Below are 19,696 nucleotides of genomic sequence, written 5' to 3' on the forward strand. Positions count from 1 at the left end.
CTCCAACCGAAAAACCGCGATGATAGCTCAGCGCGGCGCCGGGGTCCGGATTTCGCCGTTGGCCAAGCGTGAAGCCGTGTTACCGATGGGGTCTTCGGCGTTGAGATCGGCGCCTTTGGCCTTCAATTCGCCCAGCAGTTCGACCCGCTTGAACAGCCCGGCGTACATGGCGGCGGTCTGCCCCGCGCCATTGCGTTGGTCAGGGTTACAGTCGGTTGCCAGCAAGCGCTGGGCGATGCTCAGCTCGCCTTTGAAGATGGCTCCCATGAGCGCAGTGTTGCCGCGTTTGTCCTGCACGCACGCGTCGGCACCGGCGGCGAGCAAACGCTCCACGTAGGCACCTTCGCCGTGATAGGCGGCCAGGATCAGGGCAGTGTAGCCCTTGTCGTCCTGAGTATTCAGGGCGTAGCCCGATTCAATGAAAGTGTTGAGCATGTCGAGATCGCCACGACGGGCGGCGTCGAAATAGTAGTCCTGAAGCTGCGCCTTGAGCGCACCAGGGTCATTGGAGGGGGGTTGTTCGGCCAGCACACTGAACGAACAGCCGGCCAGAAGTGCCCATATGAACGTACGCATGATCAAAATCCTTGAGAAATATCCCCTTGTAGGAGCGAGCTTGCTCGCGAAAAACGTCAACGATAACGCGTGCATCCTGGATAAATGCGTTGCCTTTGAGTTCTTCGCGAGCAAGCTCGCTCCTACAGGAGGGCGCGGTTAGTCGCTCAGTTTTTCAGCCAGTGCTTTCACACGAGCCAGGTCGCCCTTGGCCACCTTGGCCACGCCGGTGCCGTATTCCGGATCGGCCTTGTAGAGGAACGAGAGGATGATGTGCTTGCTCTCATCGTCCGTGGTCGCCAGCGAGCCGCCGAAGTTGTCGATCAGGTCCTGACGCTCTTTCTTGCTGTAGGAGCGATACAAGTCACCGGCCTGCTTGAAGTTCTGCTCACGCTGGATCTTCGCCTGCTGGGTGCTGCCCGACAGCGGCGATTGGCTGTAGCGCGCAGTTTGCGGCTCATCCCGTGGCAGCAGGCGGCTTGGCTGGTAGTTCACGCCGGTGGTGGTCTTGCCGAAATTCAGCGCACCGTCCTGGTTACCGTTGTTGACGGTCACCCGTGGCGCGTTGATCGGCAGTTGCAGCGCGTTGGCGCCCAGGCGGTACATTTGCGTATCGGCGTAGGAGAACACCCGCCCTTGCAACAGGCGGTCTTCCGACGGTTCGATACCCGGCACCAGGTTGGCCGGGGCCATCGCCACTTGTTCGGTCTCCTGGAACACATTGGCCGGGTTGCGGTTGAGCACCATTTGCCCGACTTTGCGCTCCGGCACATTCGGCCAGATCTTGGTGGCATCCAGCGGGTCGAAATCGAACTTGGCCAAGTCTTCAGGTTTCAACACCTGCACATACAAGTCCCACTTGGGGAAGTCGCCCTTGTTGATGTGGGTGACCAAGTCGTTGGTCATGTGGCTGTAGTCACGCCCTTGCACTTCGGTGACTTGCTTGGGATCAAGATTCTTGATGCCTTGCAGGCTCTTCCAGTGGAACTTGACGTAGTGCACTTCGCCCTTGGCGTTGATCAACTTGTAGGCATGTACGCCATTGCCGTCCATTTCCCGATAACTGGCCGGCGTGCCGGAGTCCGAGTACAGCTCGGTCAGTGTACGAGTGGATTCTGGAACATGGGAGAAGAAGTCGAAACGACGCGAGTCGTCGTCCAGGTTAGTACGCGGGTCCGGTTTGAACGCGTGGACCATGTCCGGGAACTTGATGGCATCGCGAATGAAGAAGGTCGGGAAGTTATTGCCGACCAAGTCCCAGTTGCCTTCGGCGGTGTAGAACTTGGTCGCGAAGCCCCGTGGGTCGCGCAGGGTCTCGGGGGAATGGTTACCGTGGACCACGGCCGAGAAGCGCACGAATACCGGCGTGGCTTCACCGGCGGCGAACACCTTGGCCTTGGTCAGGTCGCTGAGGTTGTCGGTGACGGTGAACGTGCCATGGGCGCCCGTACCACGAGCGTGAACCACGCGCTCGGGGATGCGTTCGCGGTCGAAGCGCTGCAGCTTCTGAATCAGTTGGACATCCTGCAGCAGCACAGGGCCATTGGCGCCGGCGGTCTGCGAATTCTGGTTATCCCCAACGTTGGCGCCGTTATCGCGGGTCAGGTTGGCGGCTTGTACGGAGAGGGTCAGCAGGCTGGCGGTCACCAACGCCAGCGCATGGCGCGCGGACACGGGCCTGCGGTTGATTGAAATGTTCATCAAGGTTTCCTCTGGTTTTTTTAGTGCACATTCAGTTGTGCTTGCCAGAGGCTAGTGACCTGCGGGTCAGAAGATAAATAGAAAAACACCACAGGGCCGATTGAGAAAAAAATATGGTAACCCGCTGAAATACGGCGTATTTCGCGCGCGATTGGTGGCACTTTGCAAACTAATTGCGATTTAATGTGTCGATAAAAACCAACAGTGTTAACGGTTGTGTCGCGCTAGCCCGCTACGACTGACTTACACTGACCTCCACCCTTCTCATCTGTAACAAGGAATAACTTATGGGCGTGATCAGTGAGTTCAAGGCCTTTGCGGTCAAAGGTAATGTGGTCGACATGGCCGTCGGTATCATCATCGGCGCCGCGTTCGGCAAAATTGTTTCCTCATTTGTAGGGGACGTGGTGATGCCGCCGCTCGGCCTGTTGATCGGTGGCGTGGACTTCGGCGACCTGGCAATCACGCTTAAAGCCGCGCAAGGCGATGTACCCGCCGTGGTGCTGGCGTACGGCAAGTTCATCCAGAGCGTGGTCGACTTTTTGATCGTCGCTTTCGCCATCTTCATGGGTGTAAAGGCCATCAACCGCCTCAAGCGCGAAGAGGCCGTAGCCCCGAGCTTGCCGCCGACGCCGACAAAGGAAGAGGTGCTGCTGGGCGAGATCCGCGATCTGCTCAAGGCACAGAATGACAAACCGCTCTGAGCTGCGGCTCAACGTAAAAGGCGCCTCGTGAGGCGCCTTTTTTTTACCAGTAGTTTTCCACCGCCACCTGGCCCGGGCGTCGGCTCAGGCTCAGTTGCATGTCGCGCTGTTTGAGCAACTGGCGAGTGTCGTCGACCATCTGCGGATTGCCGCAAATCAGCACGCGGGAATGCTCCGGGGTCAGCGCGACGCCGGCTGCGCTCTCCAGTTCGCCGTTCTCGATCAACGTGGTGATGCGCCCATTCAACGCGCCCGGATGCCGTTCACGGGTGACGATAGGGATGTAGGTGAGCTTGTGGGCATAGTCGGCCAGGTATTCACGCTCGCCCAGTTCAGTGATCAGCGATTGGTACGCCAGCTCCTTGGCCTCTCGGGCGCTGTACACCAGGACGATACGCTCGAATTTCTCCCATACCTCGAAATCCTGCAGGATCGACAGGAACGGCGCCACACCGGTACCGGTGCCCAACAGCCACAGATCACGCCCGTCTACAAAGCGGTTCAAGGTCAGGAAACCGGTGGCCTGGCGCTCCACCAGCAAGGTATCGCCCACCTTAAGACGGCTTAACTCACTGGTGAACTCGCCCCCCGGAACAACAATGGAAAAGAAATCGAGGTGTTCGTCAAACGGCGAAGACACGATGGAGTAAGCGCGCCATACGGTACTGCCATCCGCCCTGGTGACGCCCAGGCGCACGAACTGGCCGGCGGTAAACCGAAAACCGGCGTCGCGCGTGGTACGCAGGGTGAAGAGACTGGGGGTCAGCGATTGCACGTCGAGCAAGGTCTGGCGGGTAAATTTTTCAGCACTGGCCGTCATGGGAGGCTCCGTTTTGCACAGAGCCTTAGTGTCCCCCAAAGCAGGCCGCGCAAACACCGTTGATTTGTACTGGCATTACCGCCATCCCAACGGCGACGCTGTTTCAGCGTTATGACAAAAGTGGCAAATCAGCGCCGCGCTGCATCGAACTAAATATTTCGCTATTAACGCACTTGCAGTACACCACAAGTTGAAGTCGAGCCTGCAAGAGATGTCATTTTGACAGCATTTACAAGCTCTTGAAAAAACAAGCCCTCCCCCACTAACGCCTACAAAAGCTGACTCCTTGTTCAGCGTTGAAGGCCTAAAACAAGCCAACAAATGAAAACATTTTAAGGCTCAATTGTAGGAGTTCTCCTACACTTGGTTTCGAGCAGCATTGGGATCCGGGCGTACCCAAGGCACATGGAAACCTATGGAGAGTTACCGATGGTCAGATGGCGAAATACACGGCTGCCCAAGCTGGAAGACGAGAATGAAATCACCAGCGTGTTTGAAATGGTCGTCAACCACACCTACGAACTGGGATTCCGATATTGCTCATTTACGATGAGTCCCCAAGCCCAAAGCAATCAAACAACGCCCGTTCACCTTAGTAATCATCCAATTGAATGGAGGAGTCTTTACCAACAAGCGCACTTCTTCGATATAGATCCCGTTGTAGCCCATTGTAAAAATAGTGTGCTGCCCGTTGTCTGGGACAAGAAGACCTTTAGGAACGCCCCTCATTTGTGGGAATTGGCCCGATCGTTTGGCGTTCACTTAGGCTGGACCCAAGCGGTCCATGACTTCCGGGGTGTGTTCAGCATGCTGACCCTGGCGCGTGACAAAGACGAGGTCAGCCCTGAAGAGCTTTACGAAAAAGCCGGGCAAGTGTTGTGGCTCTGCCATGCGATGCATGCGGTCGTGGCAAAAAAATACGCCGACAAAACCCATGTCAACGCGCCCAGCAAGTTAACGGCACGCGAAACGGAAGTGCTCAAGTGGTCCGCCATGGGCAAGACCGCTTCCGAGATTGCCGCGATTCTCTGCCTGTCCGAGCGCACGATAGGCTTTCATATCAGCAGTTCCTTCAAGAAGTTGGGGGTTCACAATAAGATCCAGGCCGTGCTCAGCGCCTCTAAAGCAGGACTGTTTTAGCCCTGACAAGAAACACCGCATGTCATCGCAGTCAAAAAAAAGTAACATTTACGGCCAATTCTGAGTGTTGATGCTGCCCTTTCAGAGGTTGCTTCGCTGTTCACTTAGACGGTTCCGTCGATTACCCAGAGCCTCCCCCGCCATGCCCCTGCTTGACAGCCCTTTCGCCCAACTCGATTTGATTCGTCAGCCCGAGCAATCCAATGACCCGCTGCAAGCCTTCGATGCCGCCGATGAGTACCTGCTCAGCCATCTCGCCAGCCAGCAACCCAACGCGGCAACCCGTGTGCTGGTGCTCAATGACAGCTTCGGTGCGCTCGCGGCCAGCCTTGAAGGCCAGGTGCAGGTGACCTCCAGCGGGGACTCGTTCCTCGCCGCCCAGGGCCTGGAGAAAAACCTGGTGCGCAACGGCAAAGCGTTTGATGCGGTGACGTTCGTGCCGGCCAGCCAGGTGCCGGTCGGGCCTTTCGATCGGGTGCTGCTCCGGGTGCCAAAAACCCTGGCGCTGCTGGAAGAACAGTTGATTCGGCTGCACGGGCAGTTGGCGCCGGGCGCCGAAGTGATCGCCGGGGCCATGCTCAAACACTTGCCACGCGCCGCTGGCGAGCTGCTGGAACGTTATATCGGGCCGATGCACGCCACGCTGGCGGTAAAAAAGGCCCGGCTGCTGATCGCCAGCGTTGCCGATCGACCGGCGCCAGTATCGCCCTACCCTACCCGCTACACGCTGGATACACCGGCCATCGAATTGCTCAACCATGCCAATGTGTTCTGCCGCGAAGGCCTGGACATCGGCACGCGCGCCTTCCTGCCCCACTTGCCGAACAACCTGGGCAACGCCCGCGTGGCGGACCTGGGCTGCGGCAACGGCGTATTGGCGATTGCCAGCGCGCTGCACAACCCCGACGCGCAGTACACCCTGGTGGATGAGTCGTTCATGGCGGTGCAGTCAGCCACCGAGAATTGGCAGGCCGCCCTGGGGGCACGTGACGTGATCGTGAGTGCTGGCGACGGCCTGGCCGGCCAGCAAGCGCAGTCGTTGGACGTGGTGCTGTGCAACCCGCCGTTCCACCAGCAGCAGGTGGTGGGCGATTTCCTCGCCTGGCGCATGTTCCAGCAGGCACGGGAAGCCCTTGTGGTAGGCGGCGCGTTGTATATCGTGGGCAACCGTCACCTGGGTTATCACAGCAAATTGGCGCGCCTGTTCCGTGGCGTCGAACAGGTGGCGGCCACGCCCAAGTTCGTCATTCTCAAGGCGCGCAAATAAAAAAAGCCCTGCCTTCTATAGAAGAACAGGGCTGAAAGAGCCGGACCGCAAGGCCCGGATCGGGATGTCAGTGTGTGGTAAGGCCCGCCGCATTCATGAACATGCGCATCAGGCTGGCGACGATAAACAGGGCTAGCACACTGCCGGTCCAGATCATCGCCAACCACCCAAGGCGCCGCCACAGCGGCTGTTTCTCGGCCTGTTCGATGTCGTGCAACGAAGGTTTGCCCGCCATGTCGCGACCCTCCTAGTGATAACCGTCTTCGTGGGTGACCTTGCCGCGGAACACGTAGTAGCTCCAGAAGGTGTAGCCCAGGATGAACGGGATGATGAACAAGGTGCCCACCAGCATGAAGCCCTGGCTTTGCGGCGGTGCGGCGGCGTCCCAGATCGATACCGACGGTGGGATGATGTTCGGCCACAGGCTGATCCCCAGGCCGCTATAACCCAGGAAGATCAGTACCAGCGTCAGCAGGAATGGCGTGTAGTGCGCATTGCGTGCCACGGCGCGGATCAGCCCGTACATGGTCACCAGTACCAGCACCGGCACCGGCAGGAACCAGAACAGGTTCGGCAGGGTGAACCAGCGCGAAGCGATTTCCGGGTGGGTCAGCGGTGTCCAGATACTCACGATACCGATCACCGCCAGCACCACGAAGGCCAGCGGCCGCGCCAGGTTGTGCATCTGTTCCTGCAACTTGCCTTCGGTCTTCATGATCAGCCAGGTGCAGCCGAGCAGCGCATACGCCACGATCAGTGCCACGCCACAGAACATCGTAAACGGCGTGAGCCAGTCCAGCGAGCCTCCGGCGAACTGGCGGTTGACCACCGGAATCCCATCGATAAACGCCCCCAGCGCCACGCCCTGGAAGAACGTGGCCGTCAGCGAACCGCCGATAAACGCCTTGTCCCACAGGTGACGCTTGTGGTCCTTGGCCTTGAAGCGGAACTCAAAGGCCACGCCACGAAAAATCAGTCCGATCAGCATCAGGATCAGCGGCAGGTACAACGCCGACAACACCACGGAATAGGCCAGCGGGAACGCACCAAACAGTCCCGCGCCGCCCAATACCAGCCAGGTTTCATTGCCGTCCCACACCGGTGCCACGGTGTTCATCATGACGTCGCGGTCGGTCTTGCCCGGTACGAACGGAAACAGGATGCCGATCCCCAGGTCGAAACCGTCCATGACCACGTACATCATGATCCCGAAAATGATGATCACAGCCCAGATCAGCGGCAGATCAATGCCCATCTCAATTCCCCTTGTGCTGGATGTCGTCGTGATCGTTGTCGGTGCCATCATCGGCAGCGGACAGCGGACGGGCCGGTGTGCGTTTCTGGCCAGGACCACCATGGGTCGGCTCAGTGACTTCGTGAATCACAGGCCCTTTGCGCACCAGACGCATCATGTAACCCAGGCCCGCACCGAACAGCGCGAAGTACACCACCACAAACAGCACCAGGGTGATGGTCATCTGCGCCAGGCTATGCCCGGAGGACGCATCCGCCGTGCGCATCAGCCCGTAGACCACCCACGGCTGGCGACCGATTTCGGTGGTGAACCAGCCAGCGAGAATCGCGATCAGGCCGGACGGGCCCATCCACAAGGCCAGGTACAGGAACGGCTTGGACGTATACATCTTGTCGCCCCGGCGTAGCCACAGGCTGAACAACCCGGTGAAGATCATCAGGAAGCCCAGGCCGACCATGACCCGGAACGACCAGAACACCACGGTCGAATTAGGACGGTCTTCAGGCGGGAATTCCTTGAGCGCCGGCACCTGTTTATCCAACGAGTGGGTCAGGATCAGGCTGCCCAGGTAGGGAATTTCCACCGCGTACTTGGTTTTTTCAGCCTTCATGTCCGGCCAGCCGAACAGGATCAGCGGTGTGGGTTCATTGCCGATGTTTTCCCAGTGGCCTTCAATCGCGGCAATTTTTGCCGGCTGGTGCTTCAAGGTGTTGAGGCCGTGGAAGTCGCCGATCACCGCCTGGATGGGCGCGACGATCAAGGCCATCCACATCGCCATCGAGAGCATCTTGCGGATCGCCGGATTGTCCTTGCCGCGCAGCAGGTGCCAGGCCGCCGACGAGCCGACGAAGAACGCCGTGGCCACGAAGGCCGCAGTAGCCATGTGCGCCAGGCGGTAGGGGAACGATGGGTTGAAGACCACGGCGAACCAATCGGTGGGGATCACTCGGCCATCAACGATTTCAAAGCCTTGGGGCGTCTGCATCCAGCTATTGGATGAGAGGATCCAGAAGGTCGAGATCAGCGTACCGATAGCCACCATCACGGTGGAGAAGAAGTGCAGGTTGCGCCCTACCTTGTTCCAGCCGAACAGCATCACGCCAAGGAAACCCGCCTCGAGGAAGAAGGCGGTGAGCACTTCGTACGTCAGCAGCGGCCCGGTGACGGCGCCGGCGAAGTCGGAGAAGCGGCTCCAGTTGGTGCCGAACTGATACGCCATGACCAGGCCGGAGACCACGCCCATGCCGAAGTTGACGGCAAAGATCTTCGACCAGAAATGGTAGAGGTCGCGGTAAGTGTCGTTACGGGTCTTGAGCCACAAACCCTCCAGCACCGCAAGGTAACTGGCCAGGCCGATGGTGATCGCCGGGAACAGGATGTGAAACGAGATGGTGAACGCAAATTGAATTCGGGCGAGATCTAGCGCCTCCAAACCGAACATAAGTCTTCCTCTGTCAGGTAATACCGGCTGCGGGCTCGGAGCCTGCACCCACTGCCCCCACGGATATGGAGTGTGACGAATTTCAATTCGTTTCTTTTTTTACCCGTCACGTAGGGAATCTGGCCTTTCGGCCGCCAGAACAATCCCGGTGCGGGTGTTGATCTGGATCAAGCATCGTTGAAAGAGTAGTCCCATTTGCGCTGCCCGGTTGTGTGGTCTTTTGCCGCGTGACAGCTTGCCTCACCAGGGTTATTGCAACTATTTGTTACAACACAATGCTAATCTCGCCATTCCTTTCGGTCTCGACCTGTACTCCCAATGCCTAGTGAACCTGCGTTGCTGTTACGTCACCACCGCCCCTTCATCGCGTTCTGGCTGGCGCGGATCTTTACCGCCAGCGGCTTCCAGATGCTGACCGTGGCCATCGGCTGGAACCTCTACCAACTGACTGGCAATGTGCTGGACCTGGGGCTGGTCGGCCTGGTGGAGTTCGTGCCGCGCGTGCTGTTCATGCTGCACACCGGGCATGTGGCCGATCGCTATGAGCGACGCAAAGTCGCTGCCATCTGCCAGACCGTACAGGCGCTGATTGCCCTGTCCCTGGCCATTGGCGGCCTGACCGGCAACGTGACCCGCGAGATGATCTTCATCCTCGCTTTCCTGCTGGGCGCCGCGCGTTCATTCGAAATGCCCACCACCCAGGCATTGCTGCCGAGTATCGTGCCCAGCGCGCTATTCCCCCGGGCCGTGGCCTCGTCGCAATCGGCCCAGCAATTGGCGACCATCGTCGCCCCGGCCCTCGGTGGTTTGCTCTATGCGTTCGGCAGCGTTTGGGTGTACGGCCCGACGGTGGTGCTGTACCTGATCGCCTGCGGCTTGACCCTGAACCTGCCTGCGCGCCAGACGCCGCTGAACAAAGGCAAGGCCACCCTGGATTCGCTGCTGGCCGGGATTCGCTTTATCCGCAGCCGGCCGGACATCCTCGGCGCCATTTCCCTGGACCTGTTTGCCGTGCTGCTGGGCGGCGCCACCGCGTTGTTGCCGGTGTTCGCCAAGGACATCCTGCTGACCGGCCCCTGGGGCCTGGGCCTGTTGCGCTCGGCACCAGCGGTGGGGGCGCTGTTGATGTCGTTGTGGCTGGCGCGTTTCTCGGTGGACCGCAAGGTCGGCCGCGTGATGTTCACCGCAGTCGGGGTGTTCGGCGTGGCAACCATCGCGTTCGGGCTGTCGACCTCGTTCTGGTTTTCCCTGGGGGTGCTGGTGGTGCTGGGCGCGGCGGATATGATCAGCATGGTGATCCGGGCTTCGTTCGTGCAGTTGGAAACGCCGGATGAGATGCGCGGCCGGGTCAGCGCAGTCAACGGCCTGTTTATCGGTGCTTCCAATCAATTGGGTGAGTTCGAATCAGGGATCACCGCCCATTGGTTCGGCACCGTGCCCGCCGTCGTCATGGGTGGGATTGGTACGCTGGTGGTGACCGGGGTGTGGATCAAGCTGTTCCCGACCCTGGCGAATCGAGACCGGATGCATGTGCCGGTGGAAGAGCCCGGGCTGAAGCCCACCGCATAACCTGAGCCTTGAACAGGATAAATGTGGGAGGGGGCTTGCCCCCGATAGCGGTAGATCAGTCACATCATCCTCGACTGATACTCCGTCATCGGGAGCAAGCCCCCTCCCACATGAGTTACGCGGTGTGTTTTAGAGCACTTTGTCCAGGGTGATCGGAAACTCCCGAACCCGCTTGCCAGTGGCGTGATAGATCGCATTCGCCACCGCCGCCGCCACCCCGACAATGCCGATTTCGCCCACGCCCTTGGACCCGAGCGCATTGACGATTTCGTCGTGCTCTTGGACAAACACCACGTCAATCTCACCGATATCGGCATTCACCGGGATGTGGTACTCGGCCAGGCTGTGGTTCATGTAGCGACCCAGCTGATGGTCGACCTGGGTCTCTTCGTGCAGCGCCATGCCGATGCCCCACACCACCCCGCCGAGGATCTGGCTGCGCGCCATTTTCGGGTTGACCACGCGCCCGGCCGCAATCGCGCTGACTACGCGGCTGACCTTGATGGTGCCCAAGTCTTCATCTACCCGTACTTCGACGAACACCGCCGAGTGGGTCGCCGTGGCATAGCCCTCGCGCTTCTTGTCGGGCTCGCTGTCTATCTGCACCTCAAGCGCGTCCTCGCCGCTGTCCTTGACCAGTTGGGCCAACGACACACTCACGTCGCCGGTGTGCAGTTGGCCGTCTTCAAAGCGCACGGACTCGGCATCCTTGAACACCGGGTAGGTCTGCCGGGCAACGGCCAGCAGTTTGGCGGTCAAGGCCTCGCAGGCTTGCTGCACGGCGGTGCCGACGGACGACACGGTAAACGAACCGCCTTGCAGCGGCGCGGTAGGCAGTGAGGAATCACCGAGCAGAAACACCACGTCCTCCATCGCCACACCGCTGGCCTGCGCCGCGATCTGGGTCATAACGGTGTAGGTGCCCGTGCCGATATCGGTGGTGGCGCTGCTGACGGTGAGTTTGCCGCTCGTATCGAGGCGCGCCTTGGCGCTGGCTTTCATCTGCATGGCTTCCCACACACCACCGGCCATGCCCCAGCCGATCAACTGGCGGCCGTCGCGCATGCTGCGTGGTTCGGGGTTGCGCTGGCTCCAACCAAAACGCTCGGCACCTTCGCTGTAACACTCGCGCAGGGCTTTGCTCGACCAGGGCTTGTCTTCGTTCTGGTTACGTTCGGCGTAGTTGATCAGGCGCAGTTGCACCGGGTCGATGGCCAGGGCGCAGGCCAGTTCGTCCATGGCGCATTCCAGGCCGATCACGCCCAGGGCGGCGCCGGGAGCGCGCATGTCCAGTGGGGTGAAGACGTCCAGCGGCACCAGTTTGTAGGTCAATTGCACGTTATCGCAGTGGTAGAGCATGCCGCTCCATTCCACCACGTGTTCGCTGAAATCCTCGAAGCGCGAAGTCTGGCCAATCGCGGTATGCCCCAGGGCCAGCAAGCGCCCGTTGGCGGCGGCGCCCATCTGCAAGCGCTGCAAGGTGCGCGGGCGGTAGCCGAAGGTGAACATCTGTTGGCGGGTCAGGGTCACGCGCACCGAGCGCTTGAGCGCCAGCGATGCCATCACCGCCAGCGGCAATTGGTACTGCGGGCGCAGGCCCGAACCAAAGGCGCCACCGACGAACGCGGCGAAGATGCGTACCTGGCTTTTGTCCAGGCCAAAGACTTTTTGCACATACGCCTGGCAGTTCTGCGGGCCCTGGGTTTTGTCGTGGATATGCAGGGTGCCGTCGGGCTGGTACAGCACGGTGCTGGCGTGGGGTTCCATCGGGTTATGGTGTTCGATGGGCGTGCTGTAGTGCAGATCGAGGCTGATGGCGGCACCGGCCCATTCGGCCTGGAAGTTGCCACGCGGCCCGGGCGGCGTCTGAGGTGAAGGGTGAGCCGATTGCTGCTGGGCGATCAGGTCGGTTTCGAAACCTTCCGCCGCGTACTCGATGTCGACCAGCGAGCCGGCATGCCGCGCCAACTCCAGGTTATCGGCGATCACCAGGGCCAGGGGCTGGCCGCTGTAGAGCACGCGGTCGTTATACAGCGGGCGAAATGGCGAGCCGTCGGCAGCATCCGCATCGGCGAAGGCATCGTCGTAGCTGGCGATTTTCGGGCGATTGAGGTGATGAATGACCTCCACCACACCCGGCAGTGCCAAAGCCCTGGAGGCATCGATGCGCAGGACACGGCCTTTGGCGATGGTGCTCGACACCACGCTGCCATGCAGCAGGCCGTCCTCGGGAAATTCACCGGCATAACGCGCTTTGCCGGTGACCTTGAGCAGACCGTCGACACGGTCCAGGGGTTTGCCGATGGCGCTCATGGCTGTTCTCCTGCGACCGCAGCGTCGCTCAGTGCACGAATGATTGCGCGGCGCGCCAGCTTGACTTTGAAGCCGTTGTGTTGCAGCGGCTCGGCATCCTGCAGCAGGGCATCGGCAGCATTACTGAAGGTTTCGCGGCTGACGCTGCGACCTATCAGCGACGCCTCTACCGCGCGGTCGCGCCAGGGTTTGTGCGCCACACCGCCAAGGGCCAGGCGGGCGTCGATGATCTCGTCGCCGTTCAACTCCAACGCGGCGGCAACCGACACCAGCGCGAACGCGTAGGACGCACGGTCGCGAATTTTCAGGTAATGGCTGTGGCGGGCCAGGTTATCGGCAGGCAATTCAATGGCGGTGATCAGTTCGTCGTCGGCCAATTGGTTGTCGCGTTGCGGTGCATCTCCGGGCAGGCGGTGGAAGTCGGCGAACTCGATGACCCGCGCCCCGCCGCGCCCTTCGACATGCACCCGCGCCTCCAGCGCCGCCAGGGCCACGCACATGTCCGAAGGGTGGGTGGCGACGCACTGCTCGCTGGCGCCGAGGATCGCATGGATGCGGTTCAAGCCGGTGCGCGCCGGGCAGCCGCTGCCGGGCTCACGCTTGTTGCACGGCACCGTGGCATCATAGAAATAGTAGCAACGGGTGCGTTGCAGCAGGTTGCCACCGGTACTGGCCATGTTGCGCAGTTGCGGCGAGGCCCCGGCAAGAATGGCCTGGGACAGTAACGGGTAACGCTCCTCGATGAGCGGGTGCCAGGCCAGGTCGGCATTACTGACCAGCGCGCCGATACGCAGGCCGCCCTCGGCGGTTTCTTCGATGGCATTGAGCGGCAAGCCGGTGATATCGATCAGGTGTTCGGGGCGGCTGATGTTCTCTTTCATCAGGTCCAGCAGGTTGGTGCCCCCGGCAATAAAGCGCGATGCCGCGCTGCTCAGGTGCACCGCCTCGTGCACGTCGGCCGGTTTGCTGTAATGGAAGGGGTTCATTGCTCACCTCCCCGGTTGCTGCACGCCGGCAGCGCCTCTTCGATGGCCGCGCGGATATTGCTGTAGGCACCGCAGCGGCACAGATTGCCGCTCATCAATTCCTGCACCTGGGCACTGTCGTGGGCGCGGCCTTCGTTGGCCAGGCCGACCGCCGAGCAAATCTGGCCGGGGGTGCAGTAGCCGCATTGGAAGGCATCGTGCTTGATGAAGGCTTGCTGCATCGGGTGCAGTTGGTCGCCGTCGGCCAGGCCTTCGATGGTGGTCAGCTCGGCGCCGTCGCACATCACGGCCAGGGTCAGGCAGGCGTTTACGCGCTTGCCGTCACGCAATACAGTGCACGCGCCGCACTGGCCATGGTCGCAGCCCTTTTTGCTGCCGACCAGGTCCAATTGTTCGCGCAGCAGGTCCAGCAAGGTGGTCCAGGGCAACACACTCAATTGGCGATCCTGGCCATTCAAGGTCAAGCGTATCGGGTGGGCGACGAACGGCTGGGCCGCCGCGCCATTGGGGGTCGCGCTCATAAACACCTCACGGGTTGATGTACATCCGCGGCGTTCAGGGAAATCGCCGTCTCAGGGGTACGACTTCCCAGGGTTTTGAGCGTTCAAGCCAATTGATCAGCGGATATTGAGCTGGGCTTTCAGGGTGTTTTGCGGAGGATTGATCGAGGTATTGGTGAACTCGAACCAACCCTGGGCTTGCACGTTGAGGTCAAACACATAGATGTAGCCCATCAGTGTGCCCACGCCGTTACAGGCCTCACTGATGTTGCCCACCTGGCACACCGCCGTGCGCTGCCCGTTCAACTCGGCGCCATTGAAGCGGCCCATCGGGCTGTTGCCCAGGCCGACCTCCATCACCGAGACCTTCGTGGGCCCACGATGCTCGCACATCTGGGTGGTCTGTACACGGTCCGGGATGGCCTCGCTGCACTTCGCCGATTCGACCTTGAACACCCGCACCTCGCTCAACGCCGGTGCAGCCGCGCCCCACACCGGTGCCGCGCCGAGCCACAGGCCCAGACAAGGGATCAGAGCTAGACTCCATGCGTTGGCTTTTTTCATGCTGTCGATGACCTGCTGTTGAACGTCGGCGCAGTATGCCTCAAGGCCATGCGCCACACAGCCTCGGCTGCTGGTATGATGCGCCGCTTTTTCCGATCCTCTCTGAAGCCACAAGCGCTTGGCGCAGTTTGTGCTTTGACTTAGAGGTCAACAAATCACGACGCAAGATAGCGTCACAGGGAGCCGGCATGCTGGAAAAGCTGTTTCAACTCAAAGCCCACAACACCAACGTGCGCACCGAGATTCTCGCGGGTATCACGACATTCCTGGCCATGGCCTACATCCTGTTCGTGAACCCGAGCATCCTCGGCGAAACCGGCATGGACAAAGGCGCGGTATTTGTCGCGACCTGCCTGGCGGCGGCCATCGGTTCGACCGTGATGGGCCTGATCGCCAACTACCCGATCGCCCTCGCGCCGGGCATGGGCCTCAATGCTTTCTTTACCTACACCGTGGTCCTGCACATGGGCCACACCTGGCAGGTGGCATTGGGCGCGGTGTTCATTTCGGCGGTGCTGTTCTTCCTGCTGTCGATCTTCCGTATCCGTGAGTGGATCATCAACAGCATTCCCCTGCCCCTGCGCTCGGCGATTGCCGCCGGTATCGGCCTGTTCCTGGCGCTGATCGCCTTGCACAACGCCGGTATCGTGGTCGCAAATCCGGCCACCCTGGTGGGCCTGGGCGACCTGAAACAACCGGCGCCGATCCTGGCCACCCTCGGTTTCGTGCTGATCGTGGCGCTGGAAGCCCTGGCCGTGCGTGGTGCGGTGCTGATCGGCATCCTGGCGGTGACCATCGTGTCCATTGTGATGGGCTTCACCCCATTCGGCGGCGTGACCTCGATGCCACCGTCCCTGGCCCCGACCTTCCTGCAACTGGACATCAAGGGCGCGCTGGACATTGGCCTGGTCAGCGTGATCTTCGCATTCCTGTTCGTCGACCTGTTCGACAACTCCGGCACCCTGATCGGCGTCGCCAAGCGCGCCGGCCTGATGGGCAAGGACGGCCACATGCCGAAAATGGGCCGTGCGCTGATCGCCGACAGTACGGCGGCCATGGCCGGCTCGCTGCTGGGTACTTCGACCACCACCAGCTACATCGAATCTGCCGCTGGCGTGAGCGCCGGTGGCCGTACCGGCTTGACCGCCATCGTGGTCGCGATTCTGTTCCTGCTGGCACTGTTCTTCTCACCGCTGGCGGCCAGCGTACCGGCCTTCGCCACCGCGCCGGCGCTGCTATTCGTGGCCGTCTTGATGACGTCCGGCCTGGCCGAAATCGACTGGGATGACATTACTGTGGCCGCGCCGGTGGTAATCACCGCCCTGGCGATGCCCTTCACTTACTCCATCGCCAACGGCATCGCCTTCGGTTTCATCGCCTGGACCGCCATCAAGCTGCTTTCGGGCCGCTACCGTGAGCTGAACCCGGCCCTGGTGATTCTGTCGATTCTGTTCGTGATCAAGCTGGGCTGGTTCAACGCATGACTTTCGACGCCGCACACTACACCGCTCAACTGCAAGACAAGGTCACGCGCCTGCGTGACCTGCTGGCACCGTTCGACGCCCCCGAGCCGCAGGTTTTCGACTCGCCGCTGCAGCACTTCCGCCTGCGCGCGGAGTTCCGCCTGTGGCGCGAAGGCGGCGAGCGCCACTACGCGATGTTCGCCCAGGACGACAAGCGCACGCCGATCCTGATCGAAGCGTTTCCCATCGCCAGCCAGCGCATCAACCAGTTGATGCCGCAGCTCAAGGCCGCCTGGCAAGCCAGTGCCGCCCTGAGCCACAAACTGTTCCAGGTGGAGTTCCTCACCACCCTGGCCGGCGACGCGATGATCACCCTGTGCTATCACCGCCCGCTGGATGAACACTGGCACACCGCAGCGAACAAGCTGGCGGCTGAGCTGAACGTGAGCATCATTGGCCGCTCCAAGGGCAAGCGCGATGTGATCGGCCGCGACTACGTGGTGGAAAAACTCGAGGTCGGTGGCCGCACCTTCAGCTACCGCCAACCCGAAGGCGCCTTCACCCAGCCCAACGGCACGGTGAACCAGAAGATGCTCAACTGGGCGTACGACGCCCTGGGTGGTCGCCCGGACGACTTGCTGGAACTGTACTGCGGCAACGGCAACTTCACCCTGCCGCTGGCGACCCGCGTGCGTAAGGTGCTGGCCACTGAAATCAGCAAGACCTCAGTGAATGCGGCGTTGAGCAACCTCGATGAAAATGCCGTGGATAACGTCACCCTGGTGCGCCTCTCCGCCGAAGAACTCACCGCGGCCCTGAATGAAGTGCGCCCGTTCCGCCGTCTGCACGGCATCGACCTGAAAAGCTACGCATTCGGCAGCGTCTTCGTCGACCCGCCCCGCGCCGGCATGGACCCGGACACCTGCGAACTGACCCGGCGCTTCGACAACATCCTGTATATCTCCTGCAACCCCGAAACACTGGCAGCGAACATCGCGCAGTTGCACGACACGCACCGCATTACCCAATGCGCAATGTTTGACCAGTTTCCGTGGACACATCATATGGAGTCCGGTGTATTGCTGACCCGCCGATAAGCGCAGGGCACCGCTGAAAAAAATGGGGAGCGAGTTTGCTCGCTCCCCAGCGGACCCTCCCCGCACAAGCGATTAAAAGTTCGATAATCGAACACATCCGCTAGGTTTAATTGACCAAATTAACCAACCAGTACATTTTATCCGCATAACCAATAAGAACTGCGGAGACCCCTCTATGCCACCCATTGTGCTGGTGCTCAACGGCCCCAATCTCAACCTGCTCGGTACCCGCGAGCCTGCCACCTATGGTCACGAAACCCTGGCCGACATCGCCGCCCTCTGTGGGCGCAGCGCGGAGAAGCTCGGGCTGACCATCGAGTTTCGCCAGACCAACCACGAGGGCGAACTGCTCGACTGGATCCACGCCGCCCGCGCACGTTGCGCCGGGATCGTGATCAACCCGGCGGCCTGGACTCATACCTCGGTGGCGATTCGCGATGCGCTGGTGGCCAGCGAAGTGCCAGTGATCGAGGTGCATTTATCCAACGTGCATGCCCGTGAGGCGTTTCGTCATCACTCCTTTGTCTCGCCCATCGCCAAGGCGGTGCTGGCCGGGTTTGGCAGCCATGGCTACCACTTGGCCCTGGAACATTTCAGTCACTCGTTGAAAGGATGCGCCTGATGAAACCCCGCGTTCTCGCCGGCCTGATCGGCGCCGGCATCCAGGCCTCCCGCACGCCCGCCCTGCATGAGCAGGAAGGTGACGCCCAGGGCCTGCGCTACCTGTATCGCCTGATCGACCTGGAAACGCTGGGCCTGGACAGCCACGCCCTGCCCGAGCTGCTGCGTGCCGCCGAGCAGATGCACTTCACCGGTTTGAACATTACCTACCCATGCAAGCAGGCGATCCTGCCCTTGCTCGATGAATTGTCCGACGAGGCAAAGGGCATTGGCGCGGTCAACACCGTGGTATTCAAAGACGGCAAGCGCATCGGCCATAACACCGATTGCCTGGGGTTTGCTGAGGGTTTCCGACGCAACTTGAATGACGTGCCGCGCCAGCGCGTGGTGCAGATGGGCGCCGGCGGTGCGGGCGCGGCGGTGGCGCATGCGCTGCTGGCCGAGGGCGTTGAACAGCTGAGCATTTTTGACCTGGACAGCCTCCGCGCCCGCGAGCTTGTGGATAACCTCGCCCGGCGTTTTGGCACCGGTCGTGCCCAGGTCGGCAGCGACTTGACCAACGCCATGGCGGAGGCGGACGGCCTGGTCAACACCACACCGATGGGCATGGCCAAGCTGCCCGGCACACCGGTGCCCGCCGCGTTATTACATGCAGGGCTGTGGGTGGCGGAAATCGTGTATTTCCCATTGGAAACCGAGTTGCTGCGCGACGCACGCGCCTTGGGTTGCCGCACGTTGGATGGCGGCAATATGGCGGTGTTTCAGGCGGTGAAGGCGTTTGAGTTGTTCAGTGGCGAGGCGGCGGATGCGGGCAGGATGTTGGCGCACTTCCAGAGCATGAATAAGCCACTGTAGAAACCGAAATCCAAATGTGGGAGGGGGCTTGCTCCCGATAGCGGTGTGTCAGCCACCCCATGTTGCGCTGACAGACCGCTATCGGGAGCAAGCCCCCTCCCACATTGACCGCGTACAGCCAGTTCTCAGGCTTGCAGGTAACGCAACACCGACTCGCAGATCATCTCCCGGTGCCGCTGCTTGATCGCCTCATCCGACAGTTCAATCTGAAAGATCTCACTGAAGGTATGCCGGTTGGAGACACGGTAAAAACTGAACGAGTTGATCAACAGGTGCACATCCAGCGGCTCCAACCCTTCGCGAAACAGCCCCATTTCAGCGCCGCGACGCAGGGTCTCACCGAGCCCCTCAAGAATTTTGCTGTTCATGTCCTTGATCGTACTGGTGCGCTTTACGTACTCGGCGTTGTGGATATTTTCGATGCTGACAATGCGCACGAAATCCACGTTCTGGTCATGGTGGTCGAAGGTGAACTCCACCAGCCGGCGGATCGCTTCGCGCGGCTCCAGGGCCGTGAGGTTCATGCGGGTTTCGGTGTTGCGAATATCGCCGTAGAGCTTCTCCAGCACCTCGACGTAGAGCTGCTCCTTGCTGCCGAAGTAGTAATAGATCATGCGCTTGGAGGTGTGGATGCGCTCGGCGATGGCGTCCACGCGGGCGCCGGACAGGCCCTGCTGAACGAACTCGACAATGGCTTCCTGGAGAATATTCTCGCGGGTCTTTTCCGGATTGTTCTTGCGACTCTTGCGCGGTGCATCTGACACGGCAGAGAGGTCGGGAGTCAGGGTCATAGTGCGCTCACGGCGTTTTTATGCAGGCCCGATTATGGGCCGAGGCGCTCCCCG

19 protein-coding genes are annotated in these 19,696 nt (G+C 60.8%); 8 read left to right on the top strand and 11 right to left on the bottom strand.

All coding sequences use genetic code 11. The features are described 5' to 3' along the window. Positions 1-27: 27 nt before the first annotated feature. The gene (locus C4J90_RS22855; protein WP_124420884.1) at positions 28-576 is read right to left on the bottom strand and encodes an ankyrin repeat domain-containing protein; all 549 of its coding nucleotides are present in this window, start codon (positions 574-576) and stop codon (positions 28-30) included. Between the two features lie 138 nt (positions 577-714). Continuing rightward, positions 715-2,256 (bottom strand): catalase KatB, encoded by a 1,542-nt coding sequence (katB, locus tag C4J90_RS22860; RefSeq protein WP_124364492.1) that lies wholly within the window; start codon positions 2,254-2,256, stop codon positions 715-717. A 287-nt stretch (positions 2,257-2,543) separates the two neighbouring features. Between katB and mscL the strand changes: the two genes are divergently transcribed. After that, positions 2,544-2,960, top strand: a complete 417-nt coding sequence (gene mscL, locus C4J90_RS22865; RefSeq protein ID WP_065910193.1) for a large-conductance mechanosensitive channel protein MscL — start codon at positions 2,544-2,546, stop codon at positions 2,958-2,960. A 43-nt stretch (positions 2,961-3,003) separates the two neighbouring features. Here mscL and C4J90_RS22870 read toward each other — a convergent pair whose 3' ends face one another. Next, the gene (locus tag C4J90_RS22870; RefSeq protein ID WP_124364493.1) at positions 3,004-3,780 is read right to left on the bottom strand and encodes a ferredoxin--NADP reductase; all 777 of its coding nucleotides are present in this window, start codon (positions 3,778-3,780) and stop codon (positions 3,004-3,006) included. A gap of 429 nt (positions 3,781-4,209) precedes the next feature. Between C4J90_RS22870 and C4J90_RS22875 the strand changes: the two genes are divergently transcribed. Beyond that, a complete protein-coding gene (locus tag C4J90_RS22875; protein ID WP_124421244.1) occupies positions 4,210-4,920 on the top strand; it encodes a LuxR family transcriptional regulator in 711 nt (236 codons plus the stop codon). Positions 4,921-5,062: 142 nt separating this feature from the next. Continuing rightward, entirely contained in the window at positions 5,063-6,187 is a 1,125-nt protein-coding gene (locus tag C4J90_RS22880) for a class I SAM-dependent methyltransferase (RefSeq protein WP_124420885.1), read from the top strand. Between the two features lie 67 nt (positions 6,188-6,254). Here C4J90_RS22880 and C4J90_RS22885 read toward each other — a convergent pair whose 3' ends face one another. The 3 genes from C4J90_RS22885 to C4J90_RS22895 are packed head-to-tail and all read right to left on the bottom strand — an operon-like array spanning position 6,255 to position 8,883. Further along, positions 6,255-6,422: a DUF2474 domain-containing protein gene (locus C4J90_RS22885; RefSeq protein ID WP_065886906.1), complete on the bottom strand. Its 168-nt coding sequence runs from the start codon at positions 6,420-6,422 to the stop codon at positions 6,255-6,257. Positions 6,423-6,434: 12 nt separating this feature from the next. Beyond that, the gene (gene cydB / locus C4J90_RS22890) at positions 6,435-7,442 is read right to left on the bottom strand and encodes a cytochrome d ubiquinol oxidase subunit II (RefSeq protein ID WP_124364495.1); all 1,008 of its coding nucleotides are present in this window, start codon (positions 7,440-7,442) and stop codon (positions 6,435-6,437) included. Position 7,443: 1 nt separating this feature from the next. Next, positions 7,444-8,883, bottom strand: coding sequence for a cytochrome ubiquinol oxidase subunit I (locus C4J90_RS22895; RefSeq protein ID WP_124408229.1), 1,440 nt, complete (start codon positions 8,881-8,883; stop codon positions 7,444-7,446). Between the two features lie 318 nt (positions 8,884-9,201). Between C4J90_RS22895 and C4J90_RS22900 the strand changes: the two genes are divergently transcribed. Further along, positions 9,202-10,452 (top strand): MFS transporter, encoded by a 1,251-nt coding sequence (locus C4J90_RS22900; protein ID WP_124364497.1) that lies wholly within the window; start codon positions 9,202-9,204, stop codon positions 10,450-10,452. 129 nt (positions 10,453-10,581) lie between these two features. Here the strand turns inward: C4J90_RS22900 and C4J90_RS22905 are convergent, their stop codons facing one another. The 4 genes from C4J90_RS22905 to C4J90_RS22920 form a co-directional block, all read right to left on the bottom strand. After that, the gene (locus tag C4J90_RS22905) at positions 10,582-12,765 is read right to left on the bottom strand and encodes a xanthine dehydrogenase family protein molybdopterin-binding subunit (protein WP_124420886.1); all 2,184 of its coding nucleotides are present in this window, start codon (positions 12,763-12,765) and stop codon (positions 10,582-10,584) included. Continuing rightward, the gene (locus tag C4J90_RS22910) at positions 12,762-13,751 is read right to left on the bottom strand and encodes a xanthine dehydrogenase family protein subunit M (protein WP_124420887.1); all 990 of its coding nucleotides are present in this window, start codon (positions 13,749-13,751) and stop codon (positions 12,762-12,764) included. The genes C4J90_RS22905 and C4J90_RS22910 overlap by 4 nt, the downstream gene beginning before the upstream one ends. Beyond that, positions 13,748-14,272, bottom strand: coding sequence for a (2Fe-2S)-binding protein (locus C4J90_RS22915; protein ID WP_124420888.1), 525 nt, complete (start codon positions 14,270-14,272; stop codon positions 13,748-13,750). The genes C4J90_RS22910 and C4J90_RS22915 overlap by 4 nt, the downstream gene beginning before the upstream one ends. 96 nt (positions 14,273-14,368) lie before the next feature. Next, a complete protein-coding gene (locus C4J90_RS22920) occupies positions 14,369-14,815 on the bottom strand; it encodes a DUF4879 domain-containing protein (RefSeq protein WP_124364501.1) in 447 nt (148 codons plus the stop codon). Positions 14,816-15,003: 188 nt separating this feature from the next. Between C4J90_RS22920 and C4J90_RS22925 the strand changes: the two genes are divergently transcribed. The 4 genes from C4J90_RS22925 (at position 15,004) to C4J90_RS22940 (ending at position 18,851) form a co-directional block, all read left to right on the top strand. Beyond that, on the top strand, positions 15,004-16,299 hold the full coding sequence (locus tag C4J90_RS22925; protein WP_124364502.1) for an NCS2 family permease: 1,296 nt from the start codon (positions 15,004-15,006) through the stop codon (positions 16,297-16,299). Beyond that, positions 16,296-17,375, top strand: coding sequence for a tRNA (uridine(54)-C5)-methyltransferase TrmA (gene trmA, locus C4J90_RS22930; RefSeq protein ID WP_124420889.1), 1,080 nt, complete (start codon positions 16,296-16,298; stop codon positions 17,373-17,375). Before C4J90_RS22925 ends, trmA begins: the two co-directional genes overlap by 4 nt. 175 nt (positions 17,376-17,550) lie before the next feature. Beyond that, positions 17,551-17,997 (top strand): type II 3-dehydroquinate dehydratase, encoded by a 447-nt coding sequence (gene aroQ, locus C4J90_RS22935; protein ID WP_124364504.1) that lies wholly within the window; start codon positions 17,551-17,553, stop codon positions 17,995-17,997. Further along, a complete protein-coding gene (locus C4J90_RS22940) occupies positions 17,994-18,851 on the top strand; it encodes a shikimate dehydrogenase (protein WP_164488043.1) in 858 nt (285 codons plus the stop codon). Before aroQ ends, C4J90_RS22940 begins: the two co-directional genes overlap by 4 nt. Before the next feature lie 125 nt (positions 18,852-18,976). Here C4J90_RS22940 and C4J90_RS22945 read toward each other — a convergent pair whose 3' ends face one another. Next, positions 18,977-19,642 (bottom strand): TetR/AcrR family transcriptional regulator, encoded by a 666-nt coding sequence (locus tag C4J90_RS22945; protein WP_124364506.1) that lies wholly within the window; start codon positions 19,640-19,642, stop codon positions 18,977-18,979. Positions 19,643-19,696 lie beyond the last annotated feature (54 nt).

Origin of the sequence: Pseudomonas sp. R2-60-08W (assembly GCF_003852335.1) — a bacterium.
Taxonomy (GTDB): Bacteria; Pseudomonadota; Gammaproteobacteria; order Pseudomonadales; family Pseudomonadaceae; genus Aquipseudomonas.